Origin of the sequence: Ralstonia sp. 1138, from assembly GCF_040544795.1 — a bacterium.
Classification (GTDB): domain Bacteria; phylum Pseudomonadota; class Gammaproteobacteria; order Burkholderiales; family Burkholderiaceae; genus Ralstonia; species Ralstonia flatus.
In genome coordinates, this window is record NZ_JBEPKQ010000006.1 from 178,230 (window position 1) to 192,503 (window position 14,274).

Here is a 14,274-nt window from a genome sequence, read left to right on the forward strand (position 1 = left end):
GCAGAGCGGCCGCTCAGTGCACGAAGGCCGGTTGGACAAACAGCGCAACGCACAGGGCAAAGCCTGCAAACCACATCAGTGAACGCAGCGGCGCCCAGCTCGCGAGATAGCACACCGTGTACAGCACGCGCACCACGATAAATGCGATGGCCAGCAGGTTGATGCGGTCGATCACGCCGCCGCCCAGGATGGCCACCAGCACGGCCACCGCAAAGAACGGGAACGCTTCAAAGTGATTCTGCTGCGCGGCTGCCGCACGGCCTGCGACGCCGGTTTGCTGCGCAAGCCACGCGCGTGGGTTGCGATTGTCGTACCGCGGGCCTTTGGCCTTGGCGATGCCGACGCACACGATCGGCAATACCGCTGCCACCAGAACGCACCAGAGGGCGATCGGCATGGTCAGTCTCCTGGATTGGGTAGTAGTGAAGGTGCCGCACCGTAGCACAAGGTGCGTTTTCAAACACCTGCCACGCTAGTCGGCACCCTGCACGGCAATGCGCACATCGCCGAGCATGACCACCTGGCCCGCGCGAATCTTGGCGGTCTTGCGCAGTTCCGGCTGGCCGTCCACCGTGACCGCTCCGTCGGCGACAACCGCCTTGCCGGCGCCGCCGCTATCCACCACGCCCGTGAGCTTGAGCAGCTTGTGCAGCTCGATGTATTCGGTGGTCAGGGCGAAATCGATATTGGGCATGAATGGATTGCGGGGTGATTGCGAGTTTATTGAGGCGTGGCTTCCACGCTGAGGTCGATGTCGACGCGGTCGCCCACATCGGGCAGGAAGCGTGTCATGCCGAAGGCGCTGCGGGCAATGGCGAGGTGGAAATCACCGCCGCAGACGTGGCGCGTGCTGCCGGGCATCTTTTCGTCGCCGCAACTGAAGCGGCGCACCTCTAGCCGCACAGGCTGCGTCACACCGTGCAGCGTCAGATTGGCCTCAATGGCGACGAGCTTGCCGCCTTCCACGACAAAGCGGTCGCTGCGCAAGCGGATGACCGGAAACTTCGCAGCGTCGAGAAACTGCTCCGATTTCAGCACGCCGTCCAGCACGCGCAGGCGCGTGTTGATGGAGTCGGCATCGACGGTGAAATCGAAGCCGCCCTGGCGGGTGCTTTCATCGAAGTTGATGGCGCCGTCGATCTTGTCGAAACGGCCGTGCATCGTGCTGCGATCGAAATGCGATGCGCCGAAGGTGACCGACGTGTGCGCCAGGTCCGGCGCGAATGAGGCGGCGAAGGCGGGAGCGCAGAGCAGCCCCGCCAGCAATACCATCCATGCACGCATGATGCCTCCGTTGTCAGAGGCCCATGGCGTGCATGGGCCCGTGCTTACTTGCCCCAGCTGTCCTTCAGGCCGACCACGCGGTTGAACACGGGCTTGCCCGGTTGCGAGTCGATGCGGTCTGCCACGAAGTAGCCATGGCGCTCGAACTGGAAGCGGTCTTCCGGCTTGGCCGTTGCGAGCGTCGGCTCCAGGTAGGCCGTGACGATCTTCTTGGAGTGCGGATTGAGCGCATCCAGGAAGTTCTTGTCGCCCGAATCCGGCTGCGGGTCGCTGAACAGGCGGTCGTACAGGCGCACTTCGGCTTCCAGCGCATGTGCGGCACTCACCCAGTGGATGTTGCCCTTCACCTTGACGCTGTCAGCACCCGGCGTGCCACTCTTCGTGTCCGGAATGATGTTGGCGTGCACGGCGGTGACGTTGCCGTCGGCATCCTTGTCGGAGCCGGTGCATTCGATCACATAGCCGTAGCGCAGGCGCACCTTGTTGCCCGGGAACAGGCGGAAGTAGCCCTTGGGCGGCGTCTCGGTAAAGTCTTCGCGCTCGATCCACAGCTCGCGCGTGAGGGGGAATTCGCGGCGGCCGAGTTCAGGCTGCTTGGGGTGCACGGGCGCCGAGCACGGTTCGTTGAAATCCGCCGGCACGTTGTCGAGGACGAGCTTGACCGGGTCCAGCACGGCCACCGAGCGCGGCGCACGCGCATCGAGGTCGTCGCGCACGGCGCCTTCCAGGATGCTCATGTCGATCCAGCTGTCGGCCTTCGACACGCCCACGCGTTCGCAGAAGAGCTGGATCGATTCCGGCGTATAGCCGCGGCGGCGGATGCCAACGAGCGTCGGCATGCGCGGGTCGTCCCAGCCGTCGACGCGCTTTTCCGTCACCAGTTGCAGCAGCTTGCGCTTGCTGGTGATGGCGTAGGTCAGGTGCAGACGTGCGAATTCGTATTGATGCGGCAGGGGTGCAGACAGCACGCCGGCGTCGCGCAGGTGGTCGAGCACCCAGTCGTACAGCGGGCGGTTGTTCTCGAACTCCAGCGTGCAGAGCGAATGCGTGATGTTCTCCAACGCATCGGAAATGCAATGCGTGAAGTCGTACATCGGGTAGATGCACCATGCGTCGCCGGTGCGATGGTGATGCGCATGGCGGATGCGGTACAGCACCGGGTCGCGCATCACGATGTTCGGCGCGGCCATGTCGATCTTGGCGCGCAGCACGTGCTCGCCGTCCTTGTACTTGCCGGCGCGCATGTCGCGGAACAGCGCGAGGTTCTCGTCGACCGAGCGGTCACGGAACGGCGACGGCGTGCCCGGCTTGGTGAAATCGCCACGGTTGGCGGCGATCTGCTCGGCACTCTGGCTGTCGACGTAGGCCACGCCGCGCTGGATGAGCACCTCGGCAAAGCCGTAGAGCTGCTCGAAGTAGTCGCTGGCGTAGTAGAGATGTTCGCCGCCGGTGTCGCTCCACGAATAGCCGAGCCAGTGCACCGCGTCGATGATGGAATCGACGTATTCGGTGTCTTCCTTGACGGGGTTCGTGTCGTCAAAGCGCAGGTGGCAGCGGCCGTTGTAATCGCGGGCCATGCCGAAGTTCACCCAGATGCTCTTGGCGTGGCCGATGTGCAGGTAGCCGTTGGGCTCCGGCGGGAAGCGTGTGACCACCGGCGGGATCGGCTGGCCGGTGGCGTCCTTGCGATTGGCGTAGGTGCCTTGCGTGAGGTCGCCGTCAATGATCTGGCGCAGGAAATTGGACGTGGGGGCGGCAGCGGTCGACCCGTTGGCGTTGGCGTTGTCTTGGCTCATGGGAGTGCGTGATTCGGCAATCCCGCGATTTTACCGTGCCCGGCGGTTTACGCCCCCGGACGCTATTTGCGCTGGGCCAGGCCGTCGAGGGCTTGTGCGCGCAACAGCTCATTCGAGGCGGTGAAGGTCTGCTGACGCAGTTGCGCGATTTGCGCGGCCCGATCGGCGTCCGACAGGCCGGCAAAGGCGTTGATGCGATCGCGTTCACGGGTGTAGGCGTCGTAGCGGTTGCGCCAGTCGGCTTCTTCGCGGTTGCCCTGGATCAGGCGGTCGGCCACGAGGCTGTCCACGCCGCGGGCGGACAGGCGCTGGCGCATCTCGGCTTCGCTCATGCCCTGCTTGGTCCATGTTTCCATGTCGCTGGCGAGCTTGAGTGGGGCGGAGGCGTCGCGGCGCGCCTGCTGTACCGATGGCGGGAGATTGGCGTCGATGGCGGCGATCCTGGCCGCGCGCTGTTCCGGCGTGAGCGACGGGTCGGCCATCACGGCGAGGCGGTCGAGCGCGGCGGCGTCCATCGCGTCGTCATCGCCGTACCAGGCTTGGGCGACGTCTGCGCCAAGGTATTGGCGGCGCAGCGCGGTGCGGTCGCTCAACTGCTGGCGCAGCGTGGCGATCAACTCCGGGCGCTGCTGGACCTGTTCGAGGCTCGGCTTGTTGCGGCCGCTGGCGCCGCTTTGAGCCGCTGCCTTGCGATAGGCCAGGTAGTGCTGCAGCAGCGATTGCGCCTCCGCCAGCGCCGGCGTGACCAACTTGGCGCGCAGATGGGCCTCGGCCATCGACGCACGCTGCGCCTCGGGCAGCGAGGCGGGCACGTCGAGGAAGTAGTCGAACACCGCGCGATTGGCGGCTTCGACGATGAGGTGGCCGTGCGCATCCACATGCAGGCCGTCCGGCGCCTGCGTATCGGCCAGCTCCGGTGCAGGCGCGGCCTGTGCCGAAGGTTCGGCGCCGACACTGCCGATGAAGGCGCCCTTGGCCGCCTGCGGCTGCGCCATGGGCGCGTCAGGCGCGTCCGATGCATGCCACCAATAGACCCCGCCCGCCATCGACACCGCCACCAGCACGGCGACAACAAACGTCATGGGCTGTATCGAGGGCGATTGGGGCTTCATGGTGGCGAATGCCTTGGGTGGTCGAATGGCCGGATGGTCAGAGACCGGCCGTCTTCAGTCGATTGGCTTGCGTGCGGATCACCGCAACCGGATCGGCCGCCCCCCAGCCGATCAGGCCGAGCAGCTGGTTGACCTCATCCAGGTGATTCCACGCGTAATCGGTCGACAAGACCTGCCCAAACTTCGCGCTGCACACGGAGACGAGCCCGTCGTTCGTTCCCGAGCCGCGCGCCTGCATGACCCCGCCGCTGAAAACCAGCACCGGATCAAACAGGTCGAGCACGTTGGTGGCGGTGGAGCGGCCCGTCCACGAATACAGCTTCTGCACGTTGCCGTTGCGCACGTCGGTGGCGCTGCCGGTGTTGCATCCGCTGGCGAGGCCCGCGCTGGGGAACGCCTTGTTGAAATCGGCCGCGCCCGACGTCGACAGGATATGCAGTGCCGCAAAGCCATTCTGCGGATTGCTGTTGCCGTTGAACCAGCCCAGCACCGAGCCGAATACATCGGCGCCGAGGTTCACGAGCGCCTGGAACGGCGCCGGTGTCGACTCCACGAAGTCCGCAAACTCCGAACCCTTATGGGGCGTGCCGATGGTGGTGACCGAGGCCACGAGGTTTGGCACGACGGCCGCGGCGTAGCGCGACGTCAGCCCGCCCTGGCTGTGCCCGATCAGGTTGACCTTGGCCGCGCCCGTAGTAGCAAGCACGCTGCGAATCTGGCTGACGAGCTGTTCGCCGCGCACGGTTTCATCGTTGAAGGCTGACACGTCGGCCACGTAGACGTTGGCGCCATTGGCGCGCAGGTCTTCAGGAATCTGATACCAGTAGTCGACCACGCCGAGGAACTTGCTGGTGCCGGACAGGCCATGCACCAGAACGATCGGGTACTTGGTTGCGGCATAGGTGCCGGCGGCCTGCGCCGGTGCGGCGGTACCCAGGGTGAGTGCGGATGTGGCCAAAACCGCGGCTGCAGCGTGCGTGCGCAGGAAGCCGCGCACTGATCCATACACAGCATGGAGCAGGGAAGTCTGTGACATTCGGTTGTCTCCTGGACATTGGATAGGTGGTCGACCTCTTTGGGCCGATCGCCCTCCGTTATCCGAAGCGTCGTGTCCGACGTCAACTGAAGTGGAGGTTTGGCTCTAATGCTGCGCTGCCGCGTGCGCAAACAAAAACCGGAGGGCGAGCCTCCGGTTGAGTAGGGTGCGATGCAGCAACGTCGCCGTTCTTATTCCTATTCCTCTTGAAACGCTTCCTCGCGTTTTCTGTTGATGGCGGGGAGCGCCACCAGCAAGACGAGGATGCCTGCCGCAATGAGCAGCCCCAGCGACAGCGGCCGTGTCACAAACGTAGAGAAATCCCCGCGCGAGAGCAGCAGCGCGCGGCGGAAGTTCTCTTCCATCATCGGCCCCAGCACGAAGCCGAGCAGCATGGGCGCCGGTTCGCAGCGCAGCTTGACGAACATGTAGCCGATCAAGCCGAAGAGCGCCGTCTGGAAGATATCGAACGTCGTGTTCGACACCGAATACACGCCGATGCAGCAGAACACCAGAATGGCCGGATACAGGAAGCGATACGGCACTTTCAGCAGGCGCACCCACACGCCGATCATCGGCAGATTCAGCACGATCAGCATCAGGTTGCCGATCCACATCGAGGCGATGAGGCCCCAGAACAGCGCGGGGTTGCTGGTCATCACCTGCGGCCCGGGCTGGATATTGTGGATCGTCATCGCGCCGACCATCAGCGCCATCACGGCGTTGGGCGGAATGCCGAGCGTGAGCAGCGGAATGAACGACGTCTGCGCCGCGGCGTTGTTGGCCGATTCGGGGCCGGCCACGCCCTCGATGGCGCCCTTGCCGAATTCGCTCGAATACTTCGAGGTCTTCTTTTCCAGCGAGTACGACGCGAACGACGCCAGCGTCGCGCCGCCGCCCGGGAGGATGCCCAGCACCGAGCCGAGCGCCGTGCCGCGCAGCACCGCCGGGATCATCCGCTTGAAGTCTTCGCGGCTGGGCCACAGGTTGCGGACGTGCTCGACGAAGGTTTCGCGGTGTTCCTTCTGTTCGAGGTTGGCGATGATCTCGGCAAAGCCGAACACGCCCATCGCCACCGACACGAAGTTCAGCCCGTCGGCCAGCTCCGGCACGTCGAACGAATACCGCGCGGTGCCCGAGTTCACATCGGTGCCGACGAGGCCGAGCAGCAGGCCCAGCACGATCATCGCAATCGCCTTGACGAGCGAGCCCGACGCCAGCACGACCGCGCCGATCAGGCCCAGGACCATCAACGAGAAATATTCCGCCGGCCCGAAGTTGAACGCGAATTCGGACAGCGGGGTGGCAAATGCGGCCAGCACCAGCGTGGCCACGCAGCCCGCGAAGAACGAGCCGAGGCCGGCGGTGGCCAGCGCCACGCCCGCGCGTCCGCGCCGTGCCATCTGGTAGCCGTCGATGGTGGTCACCACCGAGGAGGATTCGCCCGGCAGATTGACGAGGATGGCCGTGGTGGAGCCGCCGTACTGCGCGCCGTAGTAAATGCCGGCCAGCATGATGAGCGCGGCCACCGGCGGCAGCGCGTACGTGGCTGGCAGCAGCATCGCAATCGTCGCGATGGGGCCCAGGCCGGGCAGTACGCCGATCAGCGTACCGAGCACGCAGCCGATGAAGGCGTAGATCAGGTTCTGGATGGAGAGCGCGGTGGAGAAGCCGAGCGCGAGATTGGCAAAGAGGTCCATGATGTCGTGTGCCTCTCGCTCAATTGCCGATGAAGGCAGGCCACACCGGGAACTGCAGCTTGAGCCCGTAGACGAACGCCGCGAGGCTCATGACGACCATCACGATGGCGGTGCCGGCCGCACCCTTGAGCGTGAACTCGTGGCTGGCCATGCTGGAGACGAAGACGAGCACCACCAGCGACAGCACCAGCCCAAGCGGTTGCAGCAGCAGACCGAACAGAACAACCGAGCCGAGAATCCACAGCAGCGTCTTGACGTCCCAGCGCGGAATGCGGTCGACCACGCCCTTGCGTGACAGCGATTGCACGAGCACCACCACGCCCAGCAGCACGAGCACCACGCCCAGCCAGAACGGGAAATAGCCCGGGCCCATGCTGCCAGCCGTGCCCATGCGGTAGCTGCGCGCCAGAATGGCAAACGCCGCGCCGGCGACGATGAACATGATGCCGGATGCAAAGTCCTGGTGACTGCGGATCACCGGACGACCTTGTGGATCGTTCTGCAAGTCTGGTCTCCTCGGGGTGGCGTACCGCGCCGAGTATGGCGGGCCGCCTTGTACCTGATCAGGCGACCAAGTTTGCACGCTAAGCAGACCGGCTTTCAAGCACCTTGCGGAGGGGATGGCGGCCGCGTCGTGAGCCGGCGCGGCGCTCGGGCAAACGATTCAGGGTTTGTCCCTAGCGTTGCACTACATGCCGATACCGCGCGCCATCAGCACAGCGGCCAGCGGAATGAAGATGATCAGGTGCGACTCGATCATGACCCAGCGGCGCGTCTTGGCGATCTCCGACGGTGTGGGCACGAAGTCGGGCAACGTCTTGCCTTGCTTGTTCCAGCGCAGGATGTTGATGGTCGGCACGATCGACAGCAGCCCCACGAGAATGAACAGGCCCACCTTGATGTGAAAGACCGGGTTGTGCACGTAAAACGCGTAGCCCTTTGCTCCGTACAGCACGCGCAGCGCGCCGGTGATCAGCACCGCGACGGCCGCCACCCCGTACACAGCGTCATAACGTCCCAGGCGTTTGCGGATCTCGGGCGTCATGCCCGGACGCAGCACCACGGCCTCGGCGGTGAGAAAGACGATCAGCGTGAAGATCGAGATGTAATGCAGGTACGCCAGCAACGCATCAAGCCACATGTTGACCTCGTCAGGGTGGGGAAAGGGTTGGCGCGAAACGCCCGGGCTCAGATCACGCCGCGTTCGCGCAGTGTTTCGATCTGCTCCGCGTTCAGGTTCAGCACGTCGCGCAGCACAGCCTCGGTGTGCTCGCCCAGCAGCGGCGGATGGCTTGCGGCCCTGGGCGGCGTCGCGCTCATCTTGACCGGGCTGCCGACCAGCTTGACGGTGCCGGCGCTCGGGTGAGGCAGGTCGACGCGCAGGCCGCGCGCCTGCACCTGTTCGTTGTCGAACACCTCGTCGAGCGAGTTGATCGGGCCACACGGCACGCCGGCGGCCTCGAGCTTGTCGATCCATTCGCCTTTGCTCAGGCGCTTGACCATCTCGGCCAGGATCGGCACCAGCACGTCGCGGTTGGCCACGCGCTGCGGGTTGGTGGCAAAGCGCGGGTCGTCGGCCAGCTCGGGCATGCCGCCCGCATCCACAAAGCGCCGGAACTGCCCGTCGTTGCCGACCGCCACGATGATCCAGCCGTTGGCGGCCTGGAACGTCTGGTACGGCACGATATTCGGATGCGCATTGCCCCAGCGCTTGGGCGCCTGGCCGCTGGCGAGGTAGTTGGTATTCATGTTGGCCAGCATGGCGACCTGCACGTCGAGCAGCGCCATGTCGATGTACTGGCCCTCGCCGGTGCGGTCGCGATGCGCGAGCGCGGCCATCACAGCGACGGTGGCGTACATGCCGGTCATCAGATCGGAGATGGCCACGCCGGCTTTTTGCGGGCCGCCGCCGGGCAAGTCGTCGCGCTCGCCCGTCAGGCTCATGAAGCCGCCCATGCCTTGCACGATGAAGTCGTAGCCGGCGCGGGCGGCGTAAGGGCCGGTCTGGCCGAAGCCCGTGATGGAGCAGTAGACGAGGTCAGGCTTCACCGCCTTGAGCGATGCGTAGTCGAGCCCGTATTTCTTGAGCTGGCCGACCTTGTAGTTCTCGAGCACCACATCGGCGTGCGCGGCAAGCTTGCGCACGATGTCCTGGCCCTCGGGCGTGCTGATGTCGACCGTGATGGAGCGCTTGTTTCGATTGGCGGCGAGGTAATAGGCGGCTTCGGCGGTGTTGTTGCCCGCCTCGTCCTGTAGCCAAGGCGGGCCCCATGTGCGCGTGTCGTCGCCGGCGCCGGGGCGCTCCACTTTGATGACGTCGGCCCCAAAATCGGCAAGGTTCTGCGCGCACCAGGGGCCGGCAAGCACGCGGGTCAGATCGAGAACACGAAGATGGCTCAGAGCGCCCATGGATTGACAAATCGACACGATTGGATCGGGTGCACTCTACACCACGCCCCGGCGGCGTCGCAGCCCCTTGCGACCAAGCGCGGAAAATGCGGCGCAGAATGGACGCGACCCGGGCGCGAACCCCGTATAATCAACGGTTTGCACTAATCCAAGGCGCTCAGGAGCGGGATGCTCCAAGGCGCAATGCTGACTCGGCACCCCGCGACATGAAAGCCTCCGATATCCGCCAAAAATTCCTGACGTTCTTCGAGACGAAGGGCCACACCGTGGTGCGCTCCTCGCCGCTGGTGCCGGGCAACGACCCGACGCTGCTGTTCACCAACTCCGGCATGGTGCAGTTCAAGGACGTCTTTCTCGGTACCGACAAGCGCCCGTACGTGCGCGCGGCGTCCGTGCAGCGCTGCCTGCGCGCGGGCGGCAAGCACAATGACCTGGAGAACGTTGGTTACACCGCGCGTCACCACACGTTCTTCGAAATGCTCGGCAACTGGTCGTTCGGCGACTACTTCAAGCGCGACGCACTCGTGTGGGCGTGGGAGCTGCTGACGCAGGAATACAAGCTGCCGGCCGAGAAGCTGTGGGCCACCGTCTACCAGACCGACGACGAGGCCTACGACATCTGGACCAAGGTTATCGGCCTGCCGCCCGAGCGCGTCGTGCGCATCGGCGACAACAAGGGCGCGCCGTATGCCTCCGACAACTTCTGGCAGATGGCCGAAACCGGCCCGTGCGGTCCGTGCTCGGAAATCTTCTACGACCACGGCCCGGACGTGTGGGGCGGCCCCCCGGGAAGCCCGGAAGCCGACGGTGACCGCTACATCGAAATCTGGAACAACGTGTTCATGCAGTTCGATCGCCAGCTCGATCCGGCGACCGGCGAATACACGCTGACCCCGCTGCCCGCACCGTGCGTCGACACCGGCATGGGCATGGAGCGTCTGGCTGCGATCCTGCAGCACGTGCACAGCAACTACGAGATCGACCTGTTCCAGGCGCTCATCGCCGCTGCCGCGCGCGAGACCAACACCAAGGATCTGGCCAACAACTCGCTGCGCGTGATTGCCGACCACATCCGCGCATGCTCGTTCCTGATCGTCGACGGCGTGATCCCGGGCAATGAAGGCCGCGGCTATGTGCTGCGCCGGATCATCCGCCGCGCCATCCGCCACGGTTACAAGCTCGGCTGCCGCGCAGCGTTCTTCCACAAGCTCGTGGACGACCTCGTCGCGCAGATGGGCGAAGCCTATCCGGAACTGCGTGAGGCGCGCGACCGCGTGGTCGAAGTGCTGCGCACGGAAGAAGCCCGCTTCTTCGAGACCATCGAGCACGGCATGTCGATCCTCGACGCCGCGCTGGGCGAGTTGAAGACCTCCGGCGCCAAGATGCTCGACGGCGAACTGGCCTTCAAGCTGCACGACACCTACGGCTTCCCGCTGGACCTGACGCAAGACGTCTGCCGCGAGAACGACGTGATCGTCGACGAAGCGGCCTTTGACGCCGCCATGAACCGCCAGCGCGAGCAGGCACGCGCGGCCGGCAAGTTCAAGATGGCCGCCGGCACGCTCGACTACACCGGCGACAAGACCACGTTCCACGGCTACGACCAGCTGGTGCGCGAAACCGCGCGGGTGACGGCGCTGTTTGTGGATGGCGCATCGGTGCAGGAAATGCACCCGGGCCAGACGGGCGTGGTGGTGCTGGACCACACCCCGTTCTATGCGGAATCGGGCGGGCAGGTGGGTGACCAGGGCACGCTCAAGGCCGCGACCGTCTGGTTTGACGTGGCGGACACGCTCAAGGTGCAGCCGGAAGTGTTCGGCCACCACGGCGAGCTGCGCACCGGCGTGCTGAAGGTGGGCGATGCTGTGTCGGCGGAAGTCGACGCGGTGCGCCGCGCGCGCACCATGCGCAACCACTCGGCGACGCACCTGATGCACAAGGCGCTGCGCGAAGTGCTGGGCAGCCACGTGCAGCAGAAGGGCTCGCTGGTTGATGCGGAAAAGACGCGCTTCGACTTCTCGCACAACGCACCGATGACGCCGCTGCAGATCCGCGAAGTGGAAGCGCGCGTCAACGCAGAAATTTTTGCCAACGCGGCCACGAGCGCCCAGCTCATGGGCTTTGACGACGCGGTCAAGAATGGCGCGATGGCGCTCTTCGGCGAGAAGTACGGCGACGAAGTGCGCGTGCTGTCGATCGGTTCGTCGAAGGAACTGTGTGGCGGCACGCACGTGGCGCGCACGGGCGACATCGGCCTGTTCAAGATCGTGAGCGAGTCGGGCGTGGCAGCGGGCATCCGCCGTGTGGAAGCCATCACCGGCGACAACGTGCTGCATTACCTGCAGACGCTCGACACGCGCATCAACGAAGCGGCTGCCGCGCTGCGTGCGCAGCCGTCGGAATTGACGCAGCGCATCGTGCAGGTGCAAGACCAAGTCAAGACGCTGGAGAAGGAACTGGAGCGCCTGAAGTCGAAGCTGGCCGCAAGCCAGGGCGACGAACTCGTGAGCCAGGCCGTGGACGTTGCCGGCATCAAGGTGCTGGCTGCCAAGCTGGACGGCGCCGATGCCAAGACGCTGCGCGAGACCATGGACAAGCTCAAGGACAAGCTGCAGACCGCAGCCATCGTGCTGGGCAGCGTGAGCGACGGCAAGGTTGCGCTGATTGCCGGCGTGACGGCTGACGCCACGGCCAAGGTCAAGGCGGGCGAGCTGGTCAACTTTGTCGCCCAGCAGGTCGGCGGCAAGGGCGGCGGCCGCCCGGACATGGCCCAGGCTGGCGGCACGGAGCCGGACAACCTGCCGCAGGCGCTGGCCGGTGTGGCAGCGTGGGTGCAGCAGAAGGTCTGATGTAACGCCTTCGCACCGCATGCGCTGAACGGCGCGCGCTCCTGGCAACGGGGCGCGCGCCGTTTTGTTTTGGGGCGATCAGGGCGGCGGTGCGGTTTCCCGCTGGAAGACGCGCAGGCGCTCATTTCGGTCGCCATGGCGGGCGCCCGACCAGAACAGGGTCCACTCCATTCCGGGCGTTCGCGCGTGCGTATGGCTGTCCTGGACGATCAGCCATCGACAATGCTGTGCGGTGGATTGTCCAACGGGCTGGTGCAGGATGCCGGTGAAGTAGCGCAGCATGGGGGCCTCGGATTCGCCCAGATGCAGGCTCGCCATGCAGTCATCCATGCGCCAGGCGGGGGCCAGCTTGACGCCGAGGCTGTCGAACACGGAGCGATAGCTTTTGGCTTCGTCCAGCCACGGCAGGAGCAGCGTGCCGATCAAGCCCCAGCCGACCAAGGCACCGGCTGCCCATGACATTGCCCCGCGCCATGCGCCGGCCGCTTTCAGGCGTGGCAGCAGCCAGAGCCATCCGACTGTGAGGGCCAGCGCCTCGGCCACGAGCGCGGGGTGGATCGGCAAGGTCCAGTCGACCGGCAACCAGCGGTCGAGCCAGCGCAGACCTGCATGCGATGTGCTTTCCGTCATGACGGCCCACAGCAGCCACGCAAGTAACACGAGACCGCCGAACAGCCCGCGGCTGAGGTAATCCCACGCGATGTGCACGCGCATCGGCAGCCGCGACACGGCGCGCTGCCCCAGCATTGCCAACGACACGACGAACGGCAGCAGGTACAACGGACGGGCCGTCGCCGAGACTTGGAGCGCCAGCAACCCCACCGCCGCGAACACGAGCGGCAGCGCCACGTGCGGTGTACGCCAGTCTCGCCATGCGCCGCGGGCCAGCGCGACGAGCGCAAGCGGGCCGGCAGGAAACCCGATGGTCAGCAGCGAATGCCAGACGTAGAACGGATCGTCGTTCTCCGCGCCGAGCATCGGCACGGAGAAGCCCAGGAAGCGTCCGATGTTGTTGTCCCAGAACCAGACCTGAAAGAGGTCCGGCGCACGCAGATAGAAAAGCGTTGGCCAGATCGTGGCGAATGGCAGGAAGACGAGCGCCGCCGTGCCGAGTTGTCGTGCGAATACGCGACTACGGCAGGCCGGCAGCAATACGCCAGCGCCGGCGATCGTGATGCAGAACACCAGCGGAATGAATACGCCCTTGGCCAGCAGCGCCATCCCCATGCCAATGCCGAGCAGCCATGCCGAGCCGCGCGCACGCGTTGCCGGTTGCGCGCATTCGAATAAGCCGCAGAAGCCGATGGCGGTGCCGGCCAGCAACGCCACGTCGGTGATCATCTCGTGCGCGTGCTTGACGACGATCAGCGAGCCTGCGCACAGCGCCACCGTGCCGAGCACGCGTGCATCCGTCCATGAAGCTGCGCCTGTGGCGGCCCGTGCGAGCCGCGCCGTAAACGCCAGAGCCAATCCGGCAAACAGCGCACTTGCAAGCCGCGCGGCGTCGTGCGCGGGCAGCACGTCTGCCAGCAGCCAGACCAGCGTGCTGGCCACCCACGCATAAAGCGGCGGCTTTTCGACAAAGGGTTGGCCTGCGCTGACCGGCACGATCGGGTCGCCGGTTGCCACCATGTGCTGGACGATGCCGAACGTGTAGGTCTCGTCCTGCTTCCACGGGTCGTGGCCGAGCGTGCCGGGCAACAGGTAGGCGCAGGCGACCAGCGCGACGAGAAGCCATTTGCGCAACGCGCGCCAGGGCCATGCGCGCACGGATGGCGCTGCCGGCGTGATCACCCCGCCTGTGGCAAGCAGGGCAGGATGGGCGGTGAAGTCACGCGCGTGCGTGGTCGCGGCGGGCGCGTGCGCGCTCCGCCGTCCAGGGCGTGTGGGTTCCTGCATGGTGCGAGGGTTTCCGGTTGGCCGGATGCGGCGCGGAAGAAGGTTGGCCGATCGGCTTGGATGTCAGACAGAACGCCCCGACCCGGTCTGGCGGGGCGCTGTGGAGTACATCACGCGCAACTTACGGACACCCTGAGCGGCGCGCAGGAAAGCTGAGCAACGGATTTCAGCGGGCGCGCCGAGCGGCTT

Annotated in this window: 12 protein-coding genes; 1 reads left to right on the forward strand and 11 read right to left on the reverse strand. The window is 65.6% G+C overall.

From position 1 onward, the window contains the following. Positions 1-13: 13 nt before the first annotated feature. The 10 genes from ABIC76_RS23250 to ABIC76_RS23295 form a co-directional block, all read right to left on the reverse strand. Positions 14-397: an MAPEG family protein gene (locus ABIC76_RS23250; RefSeq protein WP_027677917.1), complete on the reverse strand. Its 384-nt coding sequence runs from the start codon at positions 395-397 to the stop codon at positions 14-16. A 75-nt stretch (positions 398-472) separates the two neighbouring features. Further along, a complete protein-coding gene (locus tag ABIC76_RS23255) occupies positions 473-694 on the reverse strand; it encodes an RNA-binding S4 domain-containing protein (protein ID WP_316874141.1) in 222 nt (73 codons plus the stop codon). A 26-nt stretch (positions 695-720) separates the two neighbouring features. After that, on the reverse strand, positions 721-1,284 hold the full coding sequence (locus ABIC76_RS23260) for a YceI family protein (protein WP_354535388.1): 564 nt from the start codon (positions 1,282-1,284) through the stop codon (positions 721-723). 44 nt (positions 1,285-1,328) lie between these two features. After that, entirely contained in the window at positions 1,329-3,080 is a 1,752-nt protein-coding gene (locus ABIC76_RS23265; RefSeq protein WP_354535389.1) for a glutamine--tRNA ligase/YqeY domain fusion protein, read from the reverse strand. A 62-nt stretch (positions 3,081-3,142) separates the two neighbouring features. After that, complete coding sequence (locus tag ABIC76_RS23270) at positions 3,143-4,162, reverse strand: lipase secretion chaperone (RefSeq protein WP_354535390.1); 1,020 nt, start codon at positions 4,160-4,162, stop codon at positions 3,143-3,145. A 67-nt stretch (positions 4,163-4,229) separates the two neighbouring features. Next, positions 4,230-5,228 carry a lipase family alpha/beta hydrolase gene (locus tag ABIC76_RS23275; protein WP_354535391.1) on the reverse strand — a complete coding sequence of 333 codons (999 nt, stop codon included), beginning with the start codon at positions 5,226-5,228 and terminating at the stop codon, positions 4,230-4,232. 197 nt (positions 5,229-5,425) lie between these two features. Next, positions 5,426-6,928 (reverse strand): tripartite tricarboxylate transporter permease, encoded by a 1,503-nt coding sequence (locus tag ABIC76_RS23280; protein WP_027677912.1) that lies wholly within the window; start codon positions 6,926-6,928, stop codon positions 5,426-5,428. A gap of 19 nt (positions 6,929-6,947) precedes the next feature. Further along, complete coding sequence (locus ABIC76_RS23285; protein ID WP_257878113.1) at positions 6,948-7,370, reverse strand: tripartite tricarboxylate transporter TctB family protein; 423 nt, start codon at positions 7,368-7,370, stop codon at positions 6,948-6,950. Between the two features lie 246 nt (positions 7,371-7,616). Further along, positions 7,617-8,069, reverse strand: coding sequence for a DUF2214 family protein (locus ABIC76_RS23290; protein ID WP_206275621.1), 453 nt, complete (start codon positions 8,067-8,069; stop codon positions 7,617-7,619). 47 nt (positions 8,070-8,116) lie between these two features. After that, complete coding sequence (locus tag ABIC76_RS23295) at positions 8,117-9,337, reverse strand: CaiB/BaiF CoA transferase family protein (RefSeq protein ID WP_354535392.1); 1,221 nt, start codon at positions 9,335-9,337, stop codon at positions 8,117-8,119. A 206-nt stretch (positions 9,338-9,543) separates the two neighbouring features. On the opposite strand from ABIC76_RS23295, the gene alaS reads away from it, so the two are divergent. Then, positions 9,544-12,186 carry an alanine--tRNA ligase gene (alaS, locus tag ABIC76_RS23300; protein ID WP_354535393.1) on the forward strand — a complete coding sequence of 881 codons (2,643 nt, stop codon included), beginning with the start codon at positions 9,544-9,546 and terminating at the stop codon, positions 12,184-12,186. 78 nt (positions 12,187-12,264) lie between these two features. Here the strand turns inward: alaS and ABIC76_RS23305 are convergent, their stop codons facing one another. Beyond that, complete coding sequence (locus ABIC76_RS23305; RefSeq protein ID WP_354535394.1) at positions 12,265-14,085, reverse strand: ArnT family glycosyltransferase; 1,821 nt, start codon at positions 14,083-14,085, stop codon at positions 12,265-12,267. Positions 14,086-14,274: the final 189 nt, after the last annotated feature.

Excerpts from the sequence above, each read along its gene's own strand:
- ABIC76_RS23250 (WP_027677917.1), bottom strand. The coding sequence starts at position 397 with ATGCCGATCGCCCTCTGGTGCGTTCTGGTGGCAGCGGTATTGCCGATC.
- ABIC76_RS23255 (WP_316874141.1), bottom strand. The coding sequence starts at position 694 with ATGCCCAATATCGATTTCGCCCTGACCACCGAATACATCGAGCTGCAC.
- ABIC76_RS23260 (WP_354535388.1), bottom strand. The coding sequence starts at position 1,284 with ATGCGTGCATGGATGGTATTGCTGGCGGGGCTGCTCTGCGCTCCCGCC.
- ABIC76_RS23265 (WP_354535389.1), bottom strand. The coding sequence starts at position 3,080 with ATGAGCCAAGACAACGCCAACGCCAACGGGTCGACCGCTGCCGCCCCC.
- ABIC76_RS23270 (WP_354535390.1), bottom strand. The coding sequence starts at position 4,162 with ATGACGTTTGTTGTCGCCGTGCTGGTGGCGGTGTCGATGGCGGGCGGG.
- ABIC76_RS23275 (WP_354535391.1), bottom strand. The coding sequence starts at position 5,228 with ATGTCACAGACTTCCCTGCTCCATGCTGTGTATGGATCAGTGCGCGGC.
- ABIC76_RS23280 (WP_027677912.1), bottom strand. The coding sequence starts at position 6,928 with ATGGACCTCTTTGCCAATCTCGCGCTCGGCTTCTCCACCGCGCTCTCC.
- ABIC76_RS23285 (WP_257878113.1), bottom strand. The coding sequence starts at position 7,370 with ATGTTCATCGTCGCCGGCGCGGCGTTTGCCATTCTGGCGCGCAGCTAC.
- ABIC76_RS23290 (WP_206275621.1), bottom strand. The coding sequence starts at position 8,069 with ATGTGGCTTGATGCGTTGCTGGCGTACCTGCATTACATCTCGATCTTC.
- ABIC76_RS23295 (WP_354535392.1), bottom strand. The coding sequence starts at position 9,337 with ATGGGCGCTCTGAGCCATCTTCGTGTTCTCGATCTGACCCGCGTGCTT.
- alaS (WP_354535393.1), top strand. The coding sequence starts at position 9,544 with ATGAAAGCCTCCGATATCCGCCAAAAATTCCTGACGTTCTTCGAGACG.
- ABIC76_RS23305 (WP_354535394.1), bottom strand. The coding sequence starts at position 14,085 with ATGCAGGAACCCACACGCCCTGGACGGCGGAGCGCGCACGCGCCCGCC.